A 25,316-nucleotide genomic window follows, 5' to 3' on the forward strand; every position below is an offset into this window, starting at 1 on the left:
TTTGCTTTCTTTTTATAGTAAATTTTCAGGTAATTTTTATATGGAATACTTTTTTGAACGTTAATACTATCAACCACCATAAACAACTATTCCTCATCGCCTTACCGATGATTTTTTCAAATATCACCATACCTCTTCTAGGCTTAGTTGATACTGCTGTTTTAGGACATTTAGACCAAGCCTATTACCTAGGTGGCAGTACAGTCGGGGCAATGATTATTACCTTTGTTACTTGGTTGTGTGGCTTTTTACGTATGTCGACTACAGGTCTTACCGCTCAGGCATTAGGTGAAGAAAACGCACAAAAAAGTTTATTGGTTCTGCTACGAGGTTTGTTAGTGGCTTGCTTAATTGGTGGTGCACTGATTTTGTTACAGTCTTTTTATCTTGATCTGAGCTTAGGTTTAGCCGGAGGATCTGAACAAATACAATTTTATGCTAAGCAATATTGTGATATCCGTATTTGGGGTTTGCCTGCTGCGTTATCAAATCTTGTTATATTAGGATGGTTGTTGGGCAATCATAAAGCTAAGGCTGTAATGTGGATATTGATCGTCACTAACCTAATTAACTTGTCGCTAGATCTATTGTTTGTCTTAGTGTTTGATTGGCAAGTGCAAGGGGTGGCGTCAGCAACGTTAATCGCTGAATATTCAGGTGTTATTATAGGGTTGGCTTATATTATTTTTGCGCAACAGACAGGTAATCGACACCCCCTAAAAAGTATATTAATAAAAATGGTGGGAAAATTTACAGCTATCAGAGATCAGTTATTTGAGAAGTCAGCGCTGACCAATTACTTTCAACTTAATCGAGATATTCTTATTCGAACACTGTGCTTAGAGATTTGTTTTGTCTTTATTACTTTTCAAGGGGCTAGGTTAGGCGATGATGTTATTGCAACTAATGCCATTTTAATGAACTTTGTTTTGTTAATCTCATTTGGATTAGACGGCATTGCCAATGCAGCAGAAGTGTTAGTGGGGAAAGCACAAGGGCAAAAGAATCTTAAACAGCGTAATTTTGTCGTTAAAATCGCTTTATTTTGGACGGGACTCTTTGCGCTCACTTATAGTGCACTCTTTGCCATAGCAGGTGATTTCTTGATTAGTTTACTAACCGATATTCCAGAGGTTGTTTTCTCGACCGAACAATATGTACATTGGATGATTATTTTACCGGTATTAGGCTGTTGGTGTTATTTATTTGATGGTGTTTTTGTCGGTCTAATGAAAGCCAAAGTGATGCGAAATAGCATGATAATTGCGACCTTTGGTTGCTTTTTTCCAATGTGGTGGCTATTACAAGGCTTTGGTAATCATGGGTTATGGGCTGCATTTAGTGTGTTTTTGCTGGTTCGAGGATTAAGCTTAGCTTGGCATTATTATCGCGTTATAGAAAAACAACCCATTAGTCTTTAATTTTTTTATTTGTCTGACGATCAAAAATATTGAGTAAACGATTAGCAAAGATCCCACTGTAACCCCAAGCAGAGGTTAACAGACCAATAGCTAAAAAAACAATGCCGGCGATTTGCCAATAATAATGGTAATAGTAACCGATAAAAATTAAGCAAGCGCCAATAGCAAAAAGACCAAGTCCGCGAGTAAAAAGCACTAAGCTTCTTTGCGGGTCTTGGCCTAATTTTTCAAGTATTGTCATCATTTTAAATTAATGAATAACTCAGCAGTCAGTATAGTTGTCAGGTTAACGAACAAATAACTTAATAGTAAGAATGATCACCACGTTCGTGTTCAGTCATATCACGAACACCTTTTATCTCGCCTGCCATTGTTTCGAGAAGTTGTTTTTCGATGCCATCTTTTACAGTGACATCAATTTGACTACAACCATTACAGCCACCACCAAATTGTAGAATAGCGAAACCGTCGTCAGTAATTTCCATTAACGTACACTCACCACCATGGCCAGCTAACTGTGGATTAACTTCTGCTTTTAAGAAGTAGTCAACACGTTCGAATAATGGCGCATCGTCATTTACTTTTCTTAATTTAGCATTTGGCGCTTTTAAGGTTAATTGTGAACCCATTTGATCTGTGGTGAAATCTATTTCAGCATCTTCTAAGTACAGCTTACTGTCACCGTCAATATAAGCAGAGAAGTGTTCGAATTTCATTTCAATATCTTCAGGTTCTATCGCGTCAGCTGGGCAGTAAGACACGCCACACTCTGCACTAGCAGTACCTGGATTAACAACAAATACACGTATACTTGTGCCTTCTGCTTGTTGTTCTAATAATTTAGCGAAATGCGATTGTGCTGTTTCGGAAATATTGATCATCACGGTTATTACTCTCTTACACTTGTTACCAAAATTTCTCTAAAGTTTCTCACGGACCTTAGAGATTGAAAATATTAATACCTGACTAATTTAGTCAGGTATTAATATTTTACGCTGTTATCTACCTATACGCTAGTGAAATTATAGTTAATTGAAATAACAATATGATAAAAAGAGACAGTTATTCTGGTGTGTTTCGATAGATTTTGGTATTTTATTGTTATTGAATTCAAGGATATATTTTATGTTACCACGATTGTTTTTAGCCGTGCTGGTCGGTTTTTTTATTTTTTCACCATTGAGTTATGCGGCAAAAGTTACCGACTATTTACCAACAGATCACACTTACAATCAAGCTATTCCAACCCCAGAAAGCTCATTAGGCTTTGGCATTGGCGAGCGACATATTCGTCATGATCAACTCCTCAACTACATCAAAGTATTAGCAAACAGCTCAGAGCGGATCACACTGACGGATATTGGACAGACCCAAGAACTACGCCAGCAAGTGCTATTGACGATTTCTTCTAAAGATAATTTAGCTAATTTGAGTAAAATATTGGCAAAAAGATCAGCCACGGGGAGCGCCGATGACATCAGTTCACCGTTAGTCATTTGGCTTGGCTACAGTGTACACGGTGATGAAATTAGTGGCGCTAATGCGGCAATGGCCGTGGCATATCATTTGGCGGCAAGTGAAAACACAGATATAAAACAAATGCTAGAAAATACCCTGATTGTTATTGAGCCAAGTATTAACCCTGATGGCATGGATAGATTTGTGCAATGGGCGAATATGCATCGCGGCAGCACACCTAATGCGGATCCTAATCATATCGAGCATCACCAAGGTTGGCTTACCGGTCGTACCAACCATTTTGGTTTTGATCTTAACCGTGACTGGTTATTACTCGCACAAAAAGAAAGTCAACATAGATTAGCGTATTTTCACCAATACCAGCCTCATGTATTAGGCGATTTTCATGAGATGAGTGCCAATGGCAGTTACTTTTTTCAGCCAGGCATTCCAACGCGTACTCACCCATTAACGCCAAGTGCCAATACAGAAATGACACAACTTTTAGCAACCTATCATGCGAAGGCACTTGATAAAAATGATCGCCTTTATTACAGCCAAGAAAATTTCGATGACTTTTATTACGGGAAAGGCTCTACTTACCCAGACATTAACGGTGGAGTCGGTGTTTTATTCGAACAAGCAAGTAGCCGAGGTATGCAACAAAATAGTGATAATGGCTTATTAACCTTTGAGTTTGGTATTCAAAATCACGTATTAACTTCACTCTCGACCATTGAGGGGGCATGGAAAAATAAGACCAAGCTACTGAGTTACCAGAAAAACTTTTATAAAGAGTCAGAAAAATTGGCTGATCAAGAAAGCTTTAGTGGCTACTTATTACATGAAACACATGATTCTTATCGCCTCAACGTCCTACTTGATAAATTAAAACAACATCAGATTAAGGTCTATCCGCTAACTGAAGACTTTCGTTTAGCTGGCGTTGTTTATGCTAAAGAACATAGCTTCTATGTGCCATTAGACCAGCGTCAGTATCGAGTTATTCAAGCGTTGTTTTCGCAGCAAACTCAGTTCGAAGACAATACCTTTTATGATGTTTCGGGTTGGACAATGCCACTGGCAATGGATATAGACTTTTATCGGGTTGGTCGTACTTGGGGACTAAAACTGGCAGATAATGCTTGGGAGAAGCCAACAGATATAGCGGATAACAGTGGTATTGAGCAACAGGCGTATGCCTACGCATTTGAGTGGCATCATTTTTTAGCACCCAAATTACTCAATGACTTACTTAATAAAGGTATTAAAGCAAAGGTTGCTACAAAAACGTTTTCGTCACGATTTAAACTTGATGGAAAAATGGTTAATAAAGATTTTGCGCGAGGCAGTATTATTATTCCTGCGGGCATACAAACGCAATTAAATTGGCGTGATATTGTCACGCAAAGTAGTCAAAAAATTGATATACCTATTAATAGCTTGTCGACGGGATTAACCGTTAAAGGTATAGATATAGGTAGTGGCTCTTTCCGGTTATTATCGCCAGTAAAGGTTTTAATGCTTGGTGGTAAAGGCGTTTCTCAATACGAGAGTGCAGAGATGTTATTTTATCTTGACGATACCCTGTCAATCCCTGTAACGGTTGTAGAGCAGCAGCGTTTAGCAAAAATTGAGTTAAGTGGCTATAGTCATATTATTATGGTTGATGGCAAATACGATTCTCTTGGACAAGATAATGTCGATAAAATAGCGGCATGGACAAAAAGTGGTGGTGTTATTTTTGGGCAGAAACGAGCAGCTAAATTTTTATCAGAATATGAATTACTGGCGATGAACTTCGTTACTACTAATGAAATCAACCAGTTATTTGATACGGATAATGTACGCTACCAAGACAAAGAAAAACTGGCTGGGCGTAAACGTATTGCTGGCGCGATTTTTGAGTCAACACTCGATACCTCGCATCCGTTAGCTTATGGTTATACGGATAACCGTTTACCGTTATTTCGCAACAGTACATTAATTTTGCAACATAGTTCAAAGCCGTTTATCTCAGTGGCGAAATATAATGCACGGCCATTATTGAGCGGTTATGCTGATAAAAACATGGTCAATCGAGTGGCAAATTCTTCAGCTATAGTCGCCCATAATTATGGTAATGGGCGAGTGATTGCCAGTACTGACAATTTAGCTTTTCGTGGCTATTGGTTAGGCAGTTCAAAGCTAATAGCGAACAGCTTATTTTTTGCTAAAGCATTTAACGCTTCTACTACTCATTAATAATTTGTTGAAAGATGAAAAGATTTAAATTGTGTAAAGCTAACACCGTATAAGTTAACTTTTATTGAATTTTGTTATTAGGTAAAGATAAACAAAGGCTTAATACGGTAACTTTTTTAACGCCATTAGCTTTCAATAAACGACAAATTTCATTACACGTTGAGCCTGTTGTTACCACATCATCAAGGAGCAATACGTGTTCAGGTAAACGTGATTGTTGATCGCTTTTATTGACTAAATATTCGCTTGACAGTTTAAAGGCATGGCGTAAATTTTTACGGCGAATAACACCGGTTTGACCCGCTTGGCTTTTATCGTGACTAATACGCTGCAATGCATCTGGACAATAGGGCATTTGTGCAAGGCGGGCAAAATCTTCTGCCAATAAATGCGCTTGATTAAAGCCTCGCGTTTGCCATTTTTTCATGTGTATTGGTACGGACAATAGTAAGGGTTGATGGGGACAATGCGTATAAGGTTTATTTTCATACGGTAAGGCGTTTTTCCATTGTTTAAATAATAAAACACTCAGTAAAGGGACTAATTCAAAACGGCCGTGATACTTTAGTTGCCTGACCCATAAGTCTATGGGCCATTGGTAAGCTGATACTGAGATTAACTGATCAAAAATTCTTTTAGGTAATATAGTATTTATCGCTGGCCAGGTTAATAAATCACCGTGTAATTTTTTTAAATCAAAAAGTGGTAAATCAGCCAAGCAAAAATCACAAATAAGCGCTTGGCTTTGACAGCGACCACCACATAAGTCACAACAACTTAATTGTGTTTTAAACAACTTTAAACGATCAATAAAGTTAAATGATTTTTGTTTTAAATATTGAATAAATTTTACGTGGTTAAATTCCATTTAATACCTTCTTTAAGTAAACTGTCGTTAACTTCGTGTAATAAAAATTAACGGTAATACCCTCTATTATGAGCATGGCAGAAACTTTAAAAATATCGAGTCAAGGGTGCGGACTTCCGCTAGTTTTTATTCATGGCTGGGGATTAAACTCGGGCGTTTGGCAACCGAGTGTCGAGGTATTAAAAGAGCACTTTGAAGTGATCACTGTCGATTTACCTGGTTTTGGTACCAATTTAGAACACTCAATATCTCCTTATACTTTAGCTGAAGTTGCATCATTAATAGCGCAATCTGTAGCAAAACCTGCGGTATATATAGGTTGGTCGTTAGGTGGTTTGATTGCCAGTGAAATAGCATTAAATTTTCCAAAGCAAGTGAAAGCATTAATCACGGTCGCTAGCTCGCCTTGTTTTGTTGAGCAAGAGAACTGGTTTGGCATTAAGCCAGATGTTTTAGCGATATTTCATCGACAACTAGCAGAAGATACCGCCAAGACGATTAATAACTTTTTAAAAGTTCAGGCGATGGGCAGCCCTCATTTACGTCATGATATTAAATTGCTACGAGAACTCGTTTTGCAGTTTCCAATGCCAACCAAATCAACTTTAGATGAGTCGCTGCAATTATTGACAACCGTTGATCAGCGCGAAAGTCTCGCCCAAATATCGATACCCTACTTGCGGTTATACGGAAAGCTTGACGGCTTAGTGCCGCGCAAGGCAATTACAGCTATTACTGCATTATCACCTAACAGTGATGTTGTTATTTTTGAGCAGGCATCACATGCACCTTTTATTTCTCACCCGGAGGCGTTTATCGAAACACTAACGACTTGGCTAGCCCCTTTAGTTGAAGGTACTTATCGATAAATCGATCCTTTACTTTTTAGTCGTATTGTATGATAATTGAACAAAGATGTTGCAGGGTTAAATAGCAAAAACTGAGTACTTAAGTCGATTACTTAAGCTAAGTATTAAATTAAATATGTAAATTTAGTATTTACTTATTTGTACATTGTTATTCTGTTAATAGGTATAGAGGAGTTTGTTATGGAAATACAATCAGCATTAGCAAGTGGTCTACAAGGCTTTCAAAAAGCGCAAGGCGATGTAACAGAAGCTGCAGCAGATATTGCGGCTAACTTAGCTGTTAGTCCTGAAGATTTTGGTATTGGCCAAGAAAACAATACTGATAATGCACCTAGCCCAGATACAGCTAGTAAGAATGCTAGTTCAGCAGAATTACCAGACCTTACCAAAGCCGTTGTCGATTTAAAAGTTGCAGAATTTCAAGCGAAAGCGTCCGCCGATGTTATTCAAACAGCTGATGAAACTTTAGGCACGCTATTAGACGTTCGAGCATAACCGATGAACATCACGCCGCAAACGCCTACTCTGTCTATTCCTACTGCGGTTAATCCGCAAACGGATAGCTTGCGTCGTGAAAATAATATCCGCGAAGTTATTGCAAAACCAGCGGCCTCAAACCAGTCTGCAGCAGAAAAAGGGGTAGCTTCTGACAGAGAAAGAGGCAGAACCCCTGCACAGAATAATGAAAATTTTGATTTTGAAAGCATCCGCAAGCAAGCGGAATCAGCAACAAAAACGATTAGCGGTGATAGTAATCGCGAGAGTGGTTCATCAGAGCAACAATCTGCAGCTGAGACTTTTCTAGCAAACGAAAATGCTATTGAAGATGATAGTGAAAATGGTCAAAATTCAGCAAGCTCCCCTGATGGCAAACCGGCTCCTAACAGTCGAGAAGCTTTTACCGAACAAAGAATTATTAATGAGCTACAACTAAGAGATCAAGAAGTACGTGCTCATGAATTGGCACATGCTTCTGTCGGTGGCGCATCAACGGGCTCACCTTCATATACTTTTGAAATGGGTCCAGACGGAAAGAAATATGCTGTTGGTGGTGAAGTTTCAGTAGACCTTTCTACGGTTAATGGCGATCCAAGAGCAACCATAACGAAAATGCAAAAGGTCTATGCCGCCGCACTAGCACCTGCCGATCCATCAATTCAAGACACCCGTGTTGCAGCTTCAGCGTCGCGAGCTATTTTACAAGCGCAAACAGAGCTGGCCGCGATTAGTTCAGCAGACACCAGTGAAGCAAAAAATGTAACAGTCCAAGGTAAGTCTCGTGATGTCTTTTCAGCAGAAGAAAATCAAGAAACAGAAGATTTTGATACACTAGTTAATCGCACGTTAGCGTCTCAGGACGAAATTATAGCTAACCGTGATAGTTCTGTTGATGAGCGAGCTTTAAGAATTGAAAGCCTCTATGCTGGCATTACTCAAGCTTATGAAAAAGAACCCAGTTTTCATTTCCAATTAACGGCCTAAAACCTCTTAAGCCTAAACCTCTTAAGTTATTGCGCTATAAAGAAAAAGCCTCATTATTAATAAATAATGAGGCTTTTTATTGTGCTTGTATCATTAAGCTAAAGTGATATTAATGATTGTCAGCTAAATACCGTAATTCTCACGGTATTTATTAATACTCGCTAAACTTGTCGCTAATGCAGGTTGCAAAGCAAGGTTCTCTTCAAGGTAAGTAACCACGTCAGCTAGGGTAACAATGGCAATAACTTCTGTACCAAAGTCACGTTCAACTTCTTGAATAGCAGATAATTCACCTTGGCCTTTTTCTTGGCGGTCAAGAGCGATTAATACACCAGACAATTGAGCGCCATGGGCCTTAATAATTTCCATTGATTCACGAATAGCAGTGCCGGCAGTAATAACGTCGTCCACTAACATTATCTTACCTTGTAAAGGAGAGCCAACTAAGCTGCCACCTTCACCGTGAGTTTTTGCTTCCTTACGGTTAAAACAATAAGGCATGTCCATACCGTGATGATCAGCTAATGCTACTGCAGTGGTGGTTGCAATTGGTATGCCCTTATAAGCTGGACCGAAAAGCAAATCAAACGCGATAGTAGAATCAACGAGTGCTTGTGCGTAAAAACGACCTAAGCGTGCTAAATCACCGCCGGTATTAAATAAACCCGCATTAAAAAAGTATGGACTTGTACGGCCTGACTTCAAAGTGAATTCACCAAAGCGAAGTACTTCTTTCGCTAGAGCAAATTCAATAAATTCACGTTGATAATCTTTCATCTTTATTCCCACTTTAATCAGAGTATTTAGCTAAGGGCTAACTTTTGTAAATCAAATAATTCGTTAATACTGTCTTTTGCTAACGCTAGCATATTGTGCATTTCATCAAAACTAAACGGCGCTTCTTCTGCTGTGCCTTGAATTTCAATCAATTTACCTGTGTCTGTCATAACGACATTCATATCGGTATCGGCAGCAGAATCTTCTGGGTAATCAAGATCCGAAACGGCTTCACCTTTATAAATACCAACAGAAACTGCTGCTATCATATGCTTTAATGGATTAGTTTTAATAATATCTTTAGCGCGCATATAATTTAAAGCATCGACTAATGCGACACAAGCACCGGTAATGGAAGCAGTACGTGTACCGCCATCAGCTTGTATAACATCGCAATCGACGCTAATGGTATTTTCACCTAGGGCTTTCAAATCGACAGCTGCGCGCAATGCACGAGCGATTAAACGAGATATTTCCAACGTACGACCACTTTGTTTGCCGTTAGCTGCTTCTCTGCGCATACGGGTGTGGGTAGAGCGAGGTAACATGCCATACTCTGCTGTGATCCAACCTTTACCTTGTCCTTTTAAAAAACGTGGTACACCGACTTCTACTGAGGCAGTACAAATAACTTTGGTGTCGCCAAATTCAATTAATACTGAACCTTCAGCATGAGTAGTAAATTGACGAGTAATGGTTACAGGACGTATTTGACCTGGAGTTCTGCCGCTTGGACGCATGTTAATATACCTATGGTGAAATAATTGTTGCGCATTATAATCGTTCAGCAACAAATTTGACATAATCACGTGAAAACAATTTGAAATATAGTTAATCTAATTAGGGTCTAGTTAGCAGTACTTTACAATATCCTAATTTATATTGAGCCTACTTATGAAAAGCTTTGTTGTGTTAATGCTTGTTACTTTCGCTTCTTTTTTGTTAATAACACCCGCCTCAGCCATTAACGCTGATGATTTACCTAAATACAGTAAAGTCTATGATGAAAAAAGTGATCCCTTTAAAGATGCGAATACGGCAATAAAGCTAGCTCAAAAAACTCAGCGTAATGTGCTAATTGAAATTGGTGGCAACTGGTGCAGTTGGTGTAAAAAAATGGATGTTTTTTTGGCTGAAAACCCTGAGGTTTATCAGAAGCTCCATAGTGAGTTTGTCTTGTTAAAAATAAGCGTCAGTGACAGTAATGAAAATGAAGCGTTTATGAAATCGTTACCACCCGTTTTAGGCTATCCTCATATGTACGTATCAACAAGTAGCGGTAAAATGCTTTTATCAAAAGATACTGCCGAATTACTCGTTGGTGAACAATATTCTAAAGAGCAGTGGTTAGCCTTTCTTAATAAATGGCAAAGCAGTGAGACAAAAGGATAAATCAATGTCAGGTACAGCATTAAATAAAATCAACAGCTTCTTTGATAAAAATTATCAAACACCATCTTGGTTATCACATAAGTTTTCTCGTCGTAAATTATTAAAATCAGCGGCGGGAGCAACGGCAATCTCTGCACTTCCTGCGGTAGCGTTCAGTCAACATGAAAAAGATAAAGTGTTTGAGACTTTGCAGGCAGAGCCTTGGTTAACCTTGAATGCCGTGCTTGATCATCTCTTACCAGAATCAAGTAGTGGTCCAAGCGCCAAAGAGTTACAAGTCGTTATTTATTTATATAACGTTGTTTATCAGCAACCCACTGAAAAAAGTGAAATTGACTTTATTTTTAAAGGTGTCGGTTGGTTAAATGGTTATACACAAAACCAATTACAAAAAAACTTTACTGAGTTAAGCAAAGTCGAAAAAGAAACTATGTTACGAGGGATCAGTGGCTCGAGAGCGGGCGAAAACTGGCTCAATAATCTACTGGGTTATATTTTTGAAGCTATGTTATCGCCACCTGCTTATGGCGGTAATCCAAAAGGTACTGGTTGGCAATGGCTAGAGCATCAAGCGGGCTTTCCATTACCTGAAGCGGGTCAACGTTATTTCGAGTTACCCAAACGTTCGGTGACCAGCGACAAAAGTGCCAACAACATTATTCAATCAAAAGACTTATTAGCAAATAAAAAGTGGTCGACAGTTAAAGGAAGTAACAAAGCATGAGTTTTGATATTTGCATAGTTGGTAGTGGTGCAGGGGCCTCACCTGTCGCTTATACATTAGCGAAAGCTGGCGCTAAAGTATTAATACTGGAAAAAGGTCCGTGGTTAACCGAGAAAGAATTTTTCAAAGATGAATTAGCGATTAGTTTACGTGATTCTTATAATCCCAAACTGGCTGATGAACAGCATGTTATTGAAGAAGAATATCAAACCGCTGACGGAGAAAACTATTGGCAAGGCGAGCCAACAAGTGAGTCGGGCTGGAGCTTCTGGAACGGTAATGTTGTCGGTGGTTCATCTAACTTTATGAGCGGTTATTTTCATCGATTAAAGCCGGTAGATTTTAAATTAAAGTCAACCTTTGGTGATATTAAAGGCGCTAATATTGTCGATTGGCCGATCAGTTACCACGAGCTTGAACCTTTTTATGCGCAAGTAGAACGAGATGTTGGTGTCTCGGGGAAAGTTGTTTCACACCCTCATCAAGAACCACGCTCAACCGATTTCCCATACCCGCCATTAGTTGATCATCAAGTATCAGACTGGATTGACAAAGCAGCAAAAAATATTGGCTATCACTCAATGCCAGTACCTCGTGCCATCTTATCGACTCCAGCCATGGGACGAAAAAGTTGCGAGTATTCAGGGTATTGTAGTAGCTATGGTTGTTCAACCGGTGCCAAAGGTAGTGGTCGAGCTGCTTTGTTAAACCATGCCGTGGCAACGGGAAATTTAACCATTAAAGCGAATGCTAAGGTTTATCATATAGCGAGTGATGATGAAGGTAAAATATCTGCCATCCATTATTACGACTCACAAGGTCGAGAACAAAAAGCCACAGCAAAAATTTATGTTGTTGCTTGTCAAGCGGTTGAAACATCACGTTTATTGCTGGCTTCCAAAGGGAAAAAATTCCCACAAGGGCTTGCGAACAATAGCGGACAAGTGGGTAAGAATTTAGTGTTTAGTGGTGGAGGTACAGGTAAAGGGGACTTTTTATTTGCTGATTTAACAACGCAAAAGCAAGCTCAATTAAAGCAAGTTGGCCCTTTTATAAATCGTGCTTTACAAGACTGGTATCAAATTGACGATAAAAGCTTCTCTGGTGCTAATCAACAAGGTCAAGCAAAAGGCGGCACCATAGACTTTCTCTTTTATCAAAACCCTATTGCTCGTGCACAAGGGCAACAATTCAATGATGCAAATGAGTTAGTGTGGGGCGAGCAATTACAGAAAAACTTAAAAGAAGAATTTACCACTTATAAAACCTTACGTTTTGAAGTCTTTAATGACTGGTTACCCACCGACGATTGTTTTGTTAGTTTAGACCCAGAAGTCACTGATAAATGGGGGCAAGCAGTCGCTAAGGTAAGAATTGGTGCACACCAACATGATAGGGTGGTTGGAGAGTATCTAGCGGAGAAAGGCAAGAAGTTGCTGGAAAGTATGGGCGCAAAAAATATTACTAGCTCTATCAGCAGCTACCCGCCAACAAACTTAATGGCAGGAGGTTGCCGGTTCGGTAATGACCCCAAAACATCGGTATTGAATAAATACTGTCAAGCCCATGAAGTCAATAATTTATATGTTACCGATGGCTCATTTATGCCCACAGGCGGTAGTGTTCCCTACACGTTTACCATTTATGCCAATGCATTTCGAGTTGCAGAGCATATTAAACACCGTTGGCAAGAGTCTATCATTTAGCCATTGTTATTGGGGGGAGTGTTGTGAGGAGATAAAAGCATACCCTCACAACAGTTTATTGATTAGGTTTTAACGAGACATCAATTTTCTAAGGCTAATCGACGAGTCTGATCTGAATTCGCTATAGCCACGTATTACTGCACAGTTTAATTATAACTTGGTGTAATAAATTGCTAATCAAAGCGAATGTTATTATTACACTTAATTCGTTTGTCCGATAACGAGGAGTAATACAGTATTGTTAGCACATAAACCATTAGGGGTGATATTTGATCTCGACAACACCTTGGTCTCTTCATCTTTAGATTTTGACAGTATAAGAGCTTCCTTGGGGTGTCCAAAAGGCATAGATTTATTAGATTTTATTGATGCTTTACCAGAACATCATCAAGTTGAAGCTCATGAGGTGATAGTAGAATATGAAATAAATGATGCTATGACAGCAAATAAGTTGGCGGGAACCGACCAAATTTTAACTTTATTAGCTGAGTTGTCTCTACCTTGTGCGATTGTTACCAGAAATTGTCGACAAGCAGCGGCGATAAAAGTAAAAAACAATAATATCAATATTGAGATATTACTGACTCGAGAAGATCACAAAGCTAAACCAGCCCCTGATGCGTTACTACATTTAGCTGAGCTTTGGCAGATAGCCCCTGAAAACTTATTGTATGTTGGTGATTATTTATATGATTTGCAAGCGGCGCGAAATGCTAACACCATGTCTTGTCTTATCAATTATGGTATAACAGCAAGCTATGAAAATTTGGCAGATGTTGTCGTTCTCGACCTTAATGAATTAAGCGAGACAATTAAGCAAGTATCGATTGTAGAACATGCATAATGGAATTATCTGCAGTGTATGTTCTTTACTGCAGACTTTCATGCACATTAAATCGTTAATTACTTATTTTCAAGTAATGCTGTTAGGCATGATACTTGTTCGCTCAATACGGTAACTTGCCTTTCTAGATCTGCTACTCTTTGCTCCAGACGAGGCTGATTTTCAGATGAACTATCGTCTATATCGACAATGTTAGTATCAGCTAATTGATTTTCATGGGTATCAGAAAGTAAATGAACATAGCGAGAATCACGTTTGCCAGGCTCTCGCGCTAGCTTTTTGACTAATATCTTACTGTTTAAATTTTGCAATTGATGCAAAGTCGTTTCAACTTCACTGACATCGGTAAAGTCAGCTAAACGATTGGTACGAGTTCTTAACTCTCCCGGGGTTTGCGGCCCTCTTAGTAATAACACACAAATAATGGCTTTTTGCTGGCGTGTAAATTTTAAATGACCAAACTCAGTATCACAAAAACGATGAAAATATTTATTTACCCTTACCGAAGCTTTTCTATCTACCATTAATTGATTCATTTCTACTAATTCATCGACTAAGTTTTGCACATCACTTTCAGAAAAATTCGTTACCGGCTCACGGTTACTTTTTTGATTACAGCCTAGGGTAATACCATTTAATGAGAGTGGATATTGCTCAGGTGTTGTGATTTCTTTCTCAAGCATTACACCAATAATGCGGCATTGGTTGGCGGATAGTGTGATCATTTTTAAAGTTTCCTGACAAAAGTCTTTGCTGATGTTATACCAAGCTATGTCTATATTTACTATGTTAAGTTGTCTTTTCAGCCATAAAAAAAGCCATAGTTTGCTATGGCTTTTAAAAGAATCAAACCTACTTAATACCTATTCGATATTCGCGATCTGCTCACGCATTTGCTCGATAAGTACTTTTAGTTCGACAGCTGCATTGGTGATATCAACATTAATCGATTTAGATCCTAAGGTATTCGCTTCACGATTAAATTCTTGCATCATAAAATCTAGGCGACGACCTTGTGCACCACCTTTTGTTAGGATGCTTCTTGTCTCTTTTACATGGCTAAATAGGCGATCAATTTCTTCGTCAACATCCATTTTTTGCGCAAGTAACACTAGCTCTTGTTCAACTCGGCTTGAATCAAGCTCAATTTTGGCGTCGGTGAATTTATCGGTGATCCGCTTACGCTGCCATGCAATGATTTCAGGCATAAATGCTTTTACTTTGTCTGACTGCTCAACAATACCTTCAAGGCGTTGTTCAATTAATACTTTTAAGTTTTCTCCCTCACTTGCCCGAGCATCAATAAAGTCTTTTAGCGCTTGTTCAAATCCTTCCAAAATTTCTTTTTGAATGTTGGTCATATCGGCTTCTTCAGCTTCCATGACACCAGGCCAGCGCATAATTTCTAAAGGATTTAATTGACTATTAAGTGTTTGTTCGTTTATCCAACCTGCGTGCTGTAAAAGTTGTTCAGCTAAGCCTTTATTAAGTGATAAATTGTTTTTTGCTGATGGGTTAGCATTGAAACGCAAGCTGCACTCTACTTTGCCACGATTTAATTGTTTACGAAATCGCTCGCGCAATGCCGGTTCAATGCTACGAAATTGTTCTGGTAAACGGAAGTAAGTTTCCAAAAATCGTTGATTTACAGATCGAATTTCCCAAACTGCATTACCCCAATCACCTTTCACTTCAAAGCGAGAAAAAGCCGTCATACTATGGATCATATTGTTATCCGTTTACTGAATCTAAAAATTAAGGTAATTATGCCAAACGCGTAATCAGGTAGCTACTATATTTTATACGCTTAAAGAATGAATTTTTATTTATACTAGGGTTAATCTAATTTCCATTTTTCTTTAATTTTTGCAAGTTGACCTGTGGTTACTAGTTGTTGAAATGCCGTTTGGTATTTTTTTATCAATGTTGGTGACGTATTAAGACTAAAAGCAATACTGAGTTTGTTATTTAAAGCGGCTACTTCGTTTAACCTTTGTAACTCATTAAAATCATAGCCCAGATTTTTAGCTCTGGTTTCTATGGTGATTTGTGTGGCAAGTATTAGGTCAACTCTATCAATAAATAACATATTCATGGTTTGTCGCTCGTTAGCAAGTTGGTAAATATTGGAGAAGTCTTGAGCGATTAAATATTGTGCTGAATTAGAATTTCTAGAAACAGCGATCTTACGGTTTTTTAATGCGGAGACTTTATAGTTAGTTTTAGGGTAATGTTTTTTTAATCCCCAAAAATATAAGCGCTCTTCTTTAAGGGCACCGATCCAATGAAATTTTTTATTTCTAAGCTTTGTATGTGCAATAGAGTAAATTAAAACATTAGGGTTATGAAGTGCAACGTCGTATGCCCTTGCCCAAGGCATTACCTGAATCTTAGGATGGTCTTCAGTTATTTTAAATAAAGCTTCAACGACATCGGTAGAAAAACCACCTAAGCTACCATCCGGGTTTTTAATTTGATAAGGCTCTAGAAGCTCGGTAACAACTTCAATGACTTCAGCTTTGCCATTAAACGGTACCAATAAAAGGAAAAAAGTTATTATTAAAATGGTGAGATAATTGTTAAATAATTTGATCATATATATTTTAAGTATCCGTAATATACTCGGTAGCAATACTATTTATAAACCTTAACCAAGATTTTTATTTTTATTAATATAGCTCATTTTATTTGAATGGGTGGTTATATTATTAAATTTAGGCATAAAAAAAAGCAGCCTAAGCTGCTTTTTAAAATAAACGCTAGATATAGGTTAACTTAGCACAAAGTCTAAAATACCTATTGCTGCTTTGCGGCCCTGATCAACAGCTGTAACAACAAGGTCTGAACCTAGCACCATATCACCACCGGCAAAAATATTTTGTTTAGTGGTTTGTAAAGCAAATTCGCTATTATCAGCGGCTAACACCAGTCCACGTTTATCTATTTCAACACCGGCATCTTTCATCCATTGTGGTGGACTAGGTAAGAAACCAAAAGCAATAACGACGGCGTCAGCTTCCATAATAAACTCACTACCCGCTATCGGTTCAGGGCTTCTTCTGCCTTTCGCATCCGCAGCGCCTAGTTGAGTTTTTACAAATTTAACACCACAGGCATTACCTTCTTTATCAACAGCAATATCAAGAGGTTGTATGTTAAATTGAAAGTTAACACCTTCTTCTTTAGCATTTTGAACCTCACGTGGTGAACCCGGCATATTGGCTTCGTCACGACGATAAGCACAGGTTACTTCGGTAGCACTTTGACGAATTGAGGTACGTACACAATCCATTGCCGTATCACCACCACCGAGTACAATGACTTTCTTATTTTCAAAACTAATAAAAGGTTTAGCATTTTCAGTAATTTTCATTAAGTTTTGTGTATTACCGATTAAGAAATCGAGTGCGGTATAAACACCAGCAGCGCCTTCGTGTTCAAAGCCACCTGTCATATCTGTGTAGGTACCGAGCGCTAAAAATACCGCGTCGTACTCTTCACTTAATGAATCAATGGTAATATCAACACCGACATTGACATTTAATCTAAATTCAATGCCCATGCCTTCAAAGATTTCACGACGCGTTTGAATAACATCTTTTTCTAGTTTGAATGATGGAATACCAAAAGTGAGCAAGCCACCTATTTGAGCATGTTTGTCGTAAACAACAGCGTCGATACCATTACGTGTTAGTACGTCAGCACAAGATAAACCTGCAGGGCCAGCACCAATAACAGCAACACGTTTGTTCACTTTTACTACGTCTGATAAGTCAGGTTTCCACCCTTGTGCAAAGGCAGTGTCGGTAATATATTTTTCGATATTACCAATAGTAACCGCACCAAAATCTTCGTTTAATGTACAGGCAGACTCACAGAGTCTATCTTGTGGACAAACACGGCCACACATTTCTGGTAAGCTATTTGTTTGATGACATAAGTCAGCAGCTTCAAAAATCTTACCTTCGGTAACCAACTCTAACCATTGTGGAATATAATTGTGAACAGGGCATTGCCACTCACAATAAGGATTACCACAATCTAAACAACGATCTGCTTGGCCAGCACTTTGGTCAGTACTCAATGGCTGATAGATTTCAACAAAATTTATTTTACGTTGTTCAATCGCTTTTTTAGGCGGATCGATGCGTTTAACATCGATAAACTGATAAACATTTTTACTCATACTGTTTTCCCTTAATTCGCATTCTCGACACGACTACTGTGCTTGAACGCGAAGTTCAGCAGATGAACGACTACGATGACCTAATAAGGTTTTAACATCGGTTGCCGTAGGTTTAACTAATTTAAATCGTGGTGCGTAAGCATCAAAGTCAGCTAATATTTCTTGAGCGCGTGCACTACCTGTTTCATCAAAATGTTGGTTAATAATACCGCGTAAATGTTCTTGATGAATAGTCAGATCACTTATTGGTAATAATTCGATAGATTCGCTATTTAAGCGGACATCTAAATCACCTGATTCATCAAACACATAAGCAAAACCACCTGTCATACCGGCACCAAAGTTTACACCAACTTGCCCAAGAATGGTCACTATGCCACCCGTCATGTATTCACAAGCATGATCACCAGTGCCTTCAATTACAGCATGAGCACCCGAGTTACGCACCGCAAAGCGCTCACCCGCACGGCCACAGCCATAAAGTCTGCCACCGGTTGCGCCATATAAACAAGTATTACCCATAATCATGGTTTTATGACTTAAATACTCAACACCTTTAGGTGGCTTGATGGTTAGCTTACCGCCAGTCATTCCTTTACCAACGTAATCATTGGCATCACCGGTCAGGGTCATTTCTAAGCCACCGGCATTCCAAACACCAAAACTTTGGCCAGCTGTGCCATTAAGATAAATTTTAATAGGAGATGACGCCATCCCTTGGTCACCATGATGACGAGCAATTTCACCCGATAATGATGCACCGACAGAACGATCAGTGTTTTGTATAGAAAAACGGAACTCACCGCCTGCGCTGTGTGAAACAGCATCAGTACAAGCCGCCAATATTTCTTTATTTAATACGCCTTTGTCAAAGGGCTCATTTCCTTCTGTTTGATAAAGAGCCGTATCAGCACCTGCTACAACAGGCGCAATAATAGGTGATAAATCTAATTTTTGCTGCTTAGCTGTTAAACCTGTCAATTGAACGAGTAGGTCGGTTCGACCAATTATCGCTGTTAAGCTTTCGACCCCTAAACGGGCTAAAATTTCACGTACCTCTTGGGCAATAAACTTAAAGTAGTTCATTACTTGCTCAGGTAAACCTTTAAAGAATTTTTCACGTAAAACATCGTCTTGTGTTGCAACACCTGTAGCACAATTATTTAAATGACAGATACGTAAGAATTTACAGCCCAGAGTGACCATAGGCGCGGTACCAAAACCAAAGCTTTCTGCGCCTAAAATTGCCGCTTTAACAATATCGATACCAGTTTTTAATCCGCCGTCAACTTGTAAACGTACTTTATGACGCAAACCGTTAGTCACTAATGACTGGTGTGCTTCGGCTAAACCTAACTCCCATGGACAACCGGCATACTTAACCGAACTCAATGGACTAGCTGCAGTACCGCCGTCGTAACCTGAAATGGTAATAAAATCGGCGTAAGCTTTAGCAACACCAGAAGCAATAGTGCCAACACCAGGTCCTGAAACCAGTTTTACTGAAATAACCGCTTTAGGGTTAACTTGTTTTAAATCGAAAATAAGCTGAGCTAAATCTTCAATTGAATAAATATCATGATGTGGTGGTGGAGAAATCAAGGTCACACCGGGTACTGAAAAGCGCAACTTAGCAATTAACGGTGAAACCTTATCACCGGGTAATTGACCACCTTCGCCGGGTTTTGCACCTTGAGCGACTTTTATTTGTAGTACATCGGCATTAACTAAGTAATGCGGTGTCACCCCAAATCGGCCAGAAGCAATTTGTTTGATACGTGAATTTTTTACGGTACCAAAGCGGCGTTCGTCTTCACCCCCTTCACCTGAATTTGAATAACCGCCTAAACGATTCATGGCAATTGCCAATGCTTCATGAGCTTCAGGGCTTAATGCACCAATAGACATAGCGGCACTATCAAAGCGTTTAAACATTTCAGTATCAGGTTCTACTTTGCTAATATCTATGGCTTGGGTATCTTCTTTAAAGCCCAATAAATCACGTAACGTTGCCACTGGGCGATTATTTACTTGATCGGCAAACAGGCGGTAATCTGCATAATCGCCAGATTGAACTGCTTTTTGTAAGTAAGTTACGACATCAGGGTTATAAGCGTGGTATTCACCGCCGTGTACATACTTAAGTAAGCCGCCGTGATTGACTTTTTGATGAGCTAAAAAGGCTTTACGAGCAAGATTAATATTGTCTTGTTCTATGTCTGAAAAATCAGCGCCTTGAATACGACTTGGTAAATCAGGGAAGCATATTTGCATGATATTTTGATGCAAACCAATCACTTCAAACAAACCTGCACAACGGTAGCTGGCGATTGTTGAAATACCCATCTTAGATAATATTTTCAACAAGCCTTTATTAATGCCATCACGATAGTTCATTACAGCTTGACGCGCCGTTAACTCAATTTGTCCTTGTTCAACTAATTGCTCAATTGTCTCAAAAGCAAGGTAAGGATAAACAGCGGTAGCGCCTAAACCTAGTAACACAGCAAAGTGATGTGAATCTCTTGCCGATGCCGTTTCAACAATTATATTTGAGTCACAACGTAATTGTGTTTCAACTAAGCGTTGTTGCACTGCGCCTACTGCCATCGCTGCAGGTATAGGTAAAAACCCTTTATCAATTTGACGGTCTGAAAGTATTAAAATAACGGTGTTTTTATCACGAACTAATGTCTCGGCTTCATCACATAAACGAATAATCGCCGCTTCTAAACCTTCTTCTGTGCGGTAATTTAAGTTCAGTGTGTCGCTGCGGTAATGCTCAGGGGCAAGTTCACGTAGCTGCTTTAATCCGGTATACATTAAGATAGGTGTTGCAAACAAAATTCTGTCGGCATGGCCTGTTGTTTCGTTAAAAACATTATGTTCACGACCAATGCAGGTACCCAGCGACATAACATAGCGTTCACGTAATGGATCTATGGGGGGATTTGTTACCTGAGCAAATTGCTGGCGGAAATAATCATAAATTGTACGAGGTTGGCTTGAAAGTACTGCCATAGGGGTGTCATCACCCATAGAACCCGTTGCTTCCATGCCGTTTTCAGCCAATGTTTTCACAATTTGATGAATTTCTTCGTAACTGTAATTAAACATTTTATGGTATTGCGATAGGCCTTTATCATCAAAAATACGTTTACCAATAAGTTCGGCATCGAGTTGATGAAAGGGCACTAAACGGCGGATGTTTTTATCCAACCATTCACGGTAAGGGTGGCGAACTTTTAGTTCTTCATCAATATCGGTAGAAGTGAATATTTTGCCGGTGTAAGTATCAATGGCAAGCATTTCACCTGGGCCAACACGACCTTTTTCGACCACTTCATCTTCACCGTAATCCCAAATACCTACTTCAGAGGCAAGGGTGATAAAGCCATCACGAGTAATAACATAACGAGCAGGACGTAAGCCGTTTCTGTCTAAATTACAGGCAACATGGCGACCATTGGTAACTACAACGCCGGCTGGGCCGTCCCATGGTTCCATATGCATAGAATTAAATTCGTAAAACGCTTTTAAGTCTTCATCCATTAACGGACTATTTTGCCAAGCAGGTGGCATTAACAAACGCATACCTCGGTATAAATCCATACCGCCAGCAAGGAATAATTCAAGCATGTTATCTAGTGATGATGAGTCAGAACCACTTTCATTAACAAAAGGCGCAGCATCTTGAAGATCGGGTAATAAAGGTGATTTAAAGATGTGGGTACGGGCACGACTCCACTGTCGGTTACCTTTAATTGTATTAATTTCACCGTTATGAGCCAAATAACGAAAAGGCTGTGCTAAATGCCATTGTGGAGAAGTATTGGTTGAAAAACGTTGATGAAAAACACAAATGGCCGTTTGCATGCGAATATCAGCAAGGTCTAAATAAAAGTTAGGTAAGTCTACCGGCATCATTAAGCCTTTATAGATAGTTACCAAGCACGACAAACTTGCCACATAAAAAACGCTATCTTCAATGCGTTTTTCTGCACGACGACGTGCCATAAATAAGCGGCGTTCTAAATCTCTATTTCTCCAGCCCGGAGGAGCATCAACAAAAACTTGCTCTATTTGCGGCATGTTATTGACAGCGGTCTCACCTAGCATAGAAGTATCAGTAGGCACTATGCGCCAGCCAATAAGTGTTAGGGTTTCACGCGCTAACTCTTCTTCAAGAATCTTTTTACTTAAAGCGGCTTGAATAGGGTCAGGATTGAGGAAAATCATACCTACAGCGTATTTTTTGCCAAGCTTCCAGTTGTTTTCTTCGGCAATAGCTCGAAAGAAGGTATCAGGTTTTTGCATCAACAAGCCACAACCGTCACCTGTTTTACCATCAGCAGCAATACCGCCACGATGTTGCATGCGATCAAGGGCATGAATTGCCGTTTTTACTAGTTTATGACTTGCTTCACCTTGTTGGTGAGCAATTAAGCCGAATCCGCAGTTGTCTTTTTGAACGCTGTGATCGTAAAGCATGATGTTATTTTCTCCTCAGGAAATAACCACTTGAGCACAGAGAACATGTTAAAGGAATAAAGTTATACAAATAATGCATAAATACTCTGTTTTCACTCAGGTGGAACCCTTCACATTAAACACTTATCGATAAAAGGTCAATCAAAATAGAGTATTTGCTCGTAGTTTTTGTACATTAGTGTAACTATATGTTTTTATTGGTTATTGCTTGTCTAGGTTGGTTTTGTTGATTTTATCGCCTGTTTTTTAAGCTGTTATCAATAGCTTTTAGCGAGTTGAGAATGATTTTTGTTTACTTTGTTGTAATTTTATTACATTTTTATTTTTATGACGAGATATGCTGAGATATGTTGATTTTAGCTGTTATTCATCTTTTATTCATTGATGTATGGATAAGATGGTGTAGAAGACGCTGAAAATTCATCAATAAAAAAGCCAGTAATTACTGGCTTTAATACTAACTTATTTTTTGTACTTGAATATCAATAGATTAGGGTTGGTAGCCACCCTCAATGCCTTTAGTCGTAATACTTACCGCATCGTGGGCATGTAAAGATTCAAGGTGGTTGATACGTAGCCAAAAGTCGTCATATCCAGCGGTATTATTCATTGCGTGTTGTAAACGACGAGCGGCGTCTTCACAAAACATTAAGTTTTGACCATTCAGTAGCGCAAATTCTTGTTCATCTTCTCTTTTTACTGCGGCTTGAACGGGTGTCTTTAAACAGCCTTCAATAATATCGACTAATGCAGTAATAGGGAATTCACTAATGTTGGCATTTAACTTTACTTTTAATTCAGCAACTGAGCGTTGACTATGAGGTGTAGCAACAATACCTTCAGTTGTACCCAGCCACTCATGAATTGAGTCTAAATCGGCTTCTTGGCCATTAAACTTCTCTTTAAAAGCTTTTTGGATTAACTGTCGAGCAAGGGCAGCAGAACAAGGACAAGTTGATGAATATCTAACATCAACTGCTAGCTCTATATCGAGTTTACCTTTATTTAAACGACCGGTTAATGTTACTGGGTATGCTTTCCAGCCTTGCTTACCACTGATTAATGATTTTCTTCTTAAGTGATAGTCGAAGCGGAACTGCACTTTAGCATTATCGCTAAGATCGTGGTGACTACTGATAAAACCACTGAGTAAAGTGACCAAGCTTTGAAAGTCTAAAGTATTACTGGTTGAAAGTTCATCAAGCAGTAAATACAAGCGAGACATATGAATGCCTTTTGCTTGTGGTTCTTTTAAGTTTACAAACGCGTCAATAAAAGTAGAAACCATTCGCTCATTCTCACCTTGCGAAGCAACCATCATCGGCATTTCTATATTACTCATTCCAACCCAATCTAGGGTACCTTCGGTTTGAGCTGTGGTGTGGTTGGCGATATCAGGCATTAATGTGGACATTTCTACTCCAGTATTTCTAACACGCTATGTAAAGGGCTTTTTGAAACTTCAGTACATAACAAACTTATTAAGGGCGCGTATTCTAACGTATATTTCCTTGTAGATATAGCGACAGTTCTTTTTTAAGTTACTGAGCAAGATAACTTATTGAAACGCTCTGTATTCATATGGTTTTATGCTTTTCAAATGACTTTGAAGTAATCTAGATGAAAGGCATTTGTTTAATGACATCGGCGTTGATATTGTTACAATGAAGAAAATTACGCCACGATAATTATAATTTAAGGTAGGTTTTGTGAATTATACCGAACAGTTAGATGTTAATTTATTAGATGGATACTTGGATAGCTTAGGACAAGATATTGTGCAACAGATGTTGGACTTATATATTGAGCAATCAAAGACCTATATTGAAGACATTATCGATTCGATTGCACAAGAGTCACAAGTATTATGGCAAGAACGTTGCCATAAAATGAAAGGTGCAACTGGCAGTGTTGGTTTGTTAACCGCTCATGCTAAGTTGGTGGCAATTGAAAAATTACCCGAGCAATGGCCAGAAAAATCAGCCTTTATCTCTGAGTTGAATGAGATAAATAAAAATGCCGTTACTGCTTTTAAAGTATGGTTAGACTCAAAATAATCATGATTTAAGACAATTAAAAAAGGGGAAGCAATTATTGCTTCCCCTTTTTTAATTATTTATTGTTAAAGCGCGCTTAATCTACAGAGCCAATAAAACGATATCCTTCACCGTGAATGGTATTAATTAATTCAGCAGCGTCAGGTACCGATTCAAAATGTTTGCGTAAACGCCTAATCGTTACATCAACGGTACGGTCATTTGAGCGAAGGTCACGCCCGGTCATTTCTTTAATCAATTGCTGGCGAGTAACAATTTGGCCCGTGTTTTCAATTAATAAACGTAGAGCGCGATATTCGCCGCGAGGTATAGATAAAACTTGCCCGTCAGGTGCGGTCATTTTTCTTGAATTACCATCGAGTGACCATTTATTGAAAGTGATCACTGCTTTTTCAATTTCATTCTTTGTCTGACCAATTCGGTTAAGAATGTTTCGAGCTCGAATTGTTAATTCACGTGGGTTAAATGGTTTTGTTAAATAGTCATCAGCACCAATTTCTAAACCAAGTATCTTATCTATATCACTATCACGACCGGTAAGAAATATTAACCCTAGCTCGTTGTTGCTGGTTAATTCTCTTGCCAATAATAAGCCATTTTTACCCGGAAGGTTAATATCCATGATGACTAAATTAATGGTGTTTTTTTGTAATTGAGTATCCATGCTCTCACCGTCTGTAGCCTCTGATACTTGATAGCCTTCTGCTTCAAACAAGTTACGTAGGTTAAAGCGTGTAACATCTTCGTCTTCTACGATAAGTATGTGAGGTTTTTGCATGTTTTTTTTTCCATTCTTT

The 25,316-nt window shown here is 38.9% G+C and carries 22 protein-coding genes; 10 read left to right on the top strand and 12 right to left on the bottom strand.

Annotated elements, in window-relative coordinates; genetic code table 11:
• The first annotated feature begins 53 nt into the window (after positions 1-53).
• A complete protein-coding gene (locus tag H4J69_RS06150) occupies positions 54-1,421 on the top strand; it encodes an MATE family efflux transporter (RefSeq protein ID WP_310733589.1) in 1,368 nt (455 codons plus the stop codon).
• On the opposite strand, the gene H4J69_RS06155 is transcribed toward H4J69_RS06150, so the two are convergent.
• The gene (locus H4J69_RS06155) at positions 1,411-1,665 is read right to left on the bottom strand and encodes a hypothetical protein (RefSeq protein ID WP_182244142.1); all 255 of its coding nucleotides are present in this window, start codon (positions 1,663-1,665) and stop codon (positions 1,411-1,413) included. The two genes, H4J69_RS06150 and H4J69_RS06155, sit on opposite strands and share 11 nt — an antisense overlap.
• Before the next feature lie 58 nt (positions 1,666-1,723).
• Entirely contained in the window at positions 1,724-2,302 is a 579-nt protein-coding gene (gene nfuA, locus H4J69_RS06160; RefSeq protein ID WP_070375496.1) for a Fe-S biogenesis protein NfuA, read from the bottom strand.
• A 244-nt stretch (positions 2,303-2,546) separates the two neighbouring features.
• Between nfuA and H4J69_RS06165 the strand changes: the two genes are divergently transcribed.
• Positions 2,547-5,123: a M14 family zinc carboxypeptidase gene (locus H4J69_RS06165; protein WP_182244141.1), complete on the top strand. Its 2,577-nt coding sequence runs from the start codon at positions 2,547-2,549 to the stop codon at positions 5,121-5,123.
• Positions 5,124-5,184: 61 nt separating this feature from the next.
• Here the strand turns inward: H4J69_RS06165 and H4J69_RS06170 are convergent, their stop codons facing one another.
• Entirely contained in the window at positions 5,185-5,991 is an 807-nt protein-coding gene (locus H4J69_RS06170; RefSeq protein WP_182221314.1) for a ComF family protein, read from the bottom strand.
• Between the two features lie 68 nt (positions 5,992-6,059).
• Between H4J69_RS06170 and bioH the strand changes: the two genes are divergently transcribed.
• From bioH to H4J69_RS06185, 3 genes are all read left to right on the top strand, one after another.
• Positions 6,060-6,860 (top strand): pimeloyl-ACP methyl ester esterase BioH, encoded by an 801-nt coding sequence (gene bioH / locus H4J69_RS06175; protein ID WP_220467855.1) that lies wholly within the window; start codon positions 6,060-6,062, stop codon positions 6,858-6,860.
• Between the two features lie 180 nt (positions 6,861-7,040).
• Complete coding sequence (locus H4J69_RS06180) at positions 7,041-7,355, top strand: hypothetical protein (RefSeq protein ID WP_182221313.1); 315 nt, start codon at positions 7,041-7,043, stop codon at positions 7,353-7,355.
• 3 nt (positions 7,356-7,358) lie between these two features.
• On the top strand, positions 7,359-8,342 hold the full coding sequence (locus tag H4J69_RS06185; protein WP_182242181.1) for a putative metalloprotease CJM1_0395 family protein: 984 nt from the start codon (positions 7,359-7,361) through the stop codon (positions 8,340-8,342).
• A 123-nt stretch (positions 8,343-8,465) separates the two neighbouring features.
• Here H4J69_RS06185 and pyrE read toward each other — a convergent pair whose 3' ends face one another.
• Both pyrE and rph read right to left on the bottom strand, forming a co-directional pair.
• Complete coding sequence (gene pyrE, locus H4J69_RS06190; RefSeq protein WP_182214442.1) at positions 8,466-9,119, bottom strand: orotate phosphoribosyltransferase; 654 nt, start codon at positions 9,117-9,119, stop codon at positions 8,466-8,468.
• Positions 9,120-9,145: 26 nt separating this feature from the next.
• The gene (rph, locus tag H4J69_RS06195; protein ID WP_070375502.1) at positions 9,146-9,859 is read right to left on the bottom strand and encodes a ribonuclease PH; all 714 of its coding nucleotides are present in this window, start codon (positions 9,857-9,859) and stop codon (positions 9,146-9,148) included.
• Between the two features lie 154 nt (positions 9,860-10,013).
• On the opposite strand from rph, the gene H4J69_RS06200 reads away from it, so the two are divergent.
• The 4 genes from H4J69_RS06200 to H4J69_RS06215 all read left to right on the top strand — a co-directional run bounded on the left by H4J69_RS06200 (position 10,014) and on the right by H4J69_RS06215 (position 13,785).
• Positions 10,014-10,511, top strand: a complete 498-nt coding sequence (locus H4J69_RS06200; RefSeq protein WP_182244140.1) for a thioredoxin family protein — start codon at positions 10,014-10,016, stop codon at positions 10,509-10,511.
• A gap of 4 nt (positions 10,512-10,515) precedes the next feature.
• On the top strand, positions 10,516-11,235 hold the full coding sequence (locus H4J69_RS06205; RefSeq protein WP_182214440.1) for a gluconate 2-dehydrogenase subunit 3 family protein: 720 nt from the start codon (positions 10,516-10,518) through the stop codon (positions 11,233-11,235).
• The gene (locus H4J69_RS06210) at positions 11,232-12,941 is read left to right on the top strand and encodes a GMC family oxidoreductase (RefSeq protein ID WP_182244139.1); all 1,710 of its coding nucleotides are present in this window, start codon (positions 11,232-11,234) and stop codon (positions 12,939-12,941) included. Before H4J69_RS06205 ends, H4J69_RS06210 begins: the two co-directional genes overlap by 4 nt.
• A 238-nt stretch (positions 12,942-13,179) precedes the next feature.
• The gene (locus H4J69_RS06215; RefSeq protein ID WP_182221310.1) at positions 13,180-13,785 is read left to right on the top strand and encodes an HAD family hydrolase; all 606 of its coding nucleotides are present in this window, start codon (positions 13,180-13,182) and stop codon (positions 13,783-13,785) included.
• Between the two features lie 59 nt (positions 13,786-13,844).
• On the opposite strand, the gene H4J69_RS06220 is transcribed toward H4J69_RS06215, so the two are convergent.
• The 6 genes from H4J69_RS06220 to folE2 form a co-directional block, all read right to left on the bottom strand.
• The gene (locus H4J69_RS06220) at positions 13,845-14,510 is read right to left on the bottom strand and encodes a YceH family protein (RefSeq protein WP_070375507.1); all 666 of its coding nucleotides are present in this window, start codon (positions 14,508-14,510) and stop codon (positions 13,845-13,847) included.
• Positions 14,511-14,648: 138 nt separating this feature from the next.
• Positions 14,649-15,512: a YicC/YloC family endoribonuclease gene (locus H4J69_RS06225; RefSeq protein ID WP_182214435.1), complete on the bottom strand. Its 864-nt coding sequence runs from the start codon at positions 15,510-15,512 to the stop codon at positions 14,649-14,651.
• A 110-nt stretch (positions 15,513-15,622) separates the two neighbouring features.
• On the bottom strand, positions 15,623-16,381 hold the full coding sequence (locus tag H4J69_RS06230) for an ABC transporter substrate-binding protein (protein ID WP_182244138.1): 759 nt from the start codon (positions 16,379-16,381) through the stop codon (positions 15,623-15,625).
• Between the two features lie 174 nt (positions 16,382-16,555).
• Positions 16,556-17,971 carry an FAD-dependent oxidoreductase gene (locus H4J69_RS06235; RefSeq protein WP_182214432.1) on the bottom strand — a complete coding sequence of 472 codons (1,416 nt, stop codon included), beginning with the start codon at positions 17,969-17,971 and terminating at the stop codon, positions 16,556-16,558.
• 33 nt (positions 17,972-18,004) lie between these two features.
• Entirely contained in the window at positions 18,005-22,465 is a 4,461-nt protein-coding gene (gene gltB, locus H4J69_RS06240; RefSeq protein WP_182214605.1) for a glutamate synthase large subunit, read from the bottom strand.
• A gap of 487 nt (positions 22,466-22,952) precedes the next feature.
• Positions 22,953-23,876 (bottom strand): GTP cyclohydrolase FolE2, encoded by a 924-nt coding sequence (folE2, locus tag H4J69_RS06245; RefSeq protein ID WP_070375512.1) that lies wholly within the window; start codon positions 23,874-23,876, stop codon positions 22,953-22,955.
• Positions 23,877-24,171: 295 nt separating this feature from the next.
• On the opposite strand from folE2, the gene H4J69_RS06250 reads away from it, so the two are divergent.
• Complete coding sequence (locus tag H4J69_RS06250) at positions 24,172-24,519, top strand: phosphorelay protein (RefSeq protein WP_182244137.1); 348 nt, start codon at positions 24,172-24,174, stop codon at positions 24,517-24,519.
• Positions 24,520-24,595: 76 nt separating this feature from the next.
• On the opposite strand, the gene arcA is transcribed toward H4J69_RS06250, so the two are convergent.
• Positions 24,596-25,297: a two-component system response regulator ArcA gene (arcA, locus tag H4J69_RS06255; RefSeq protein ID WP_070375514.1), complete on the bottom strand. Its 702-nt coding sequence runs from the start codon at positions 25,295-25,297 to the stop codon at positions 24,596-24,598.
• Between the last annotated feature and the right edge of the window lie 19 nt (positions 25,298-25,316).

The organism is Colwellia sp. BRX10-9, assembly GCF_014077405.1.
GTDB lineage: Bacteria > Pseudomonadota > Gammaproteobacteria > Enterobacterales > Alteromonadaceae > Colwellia_A.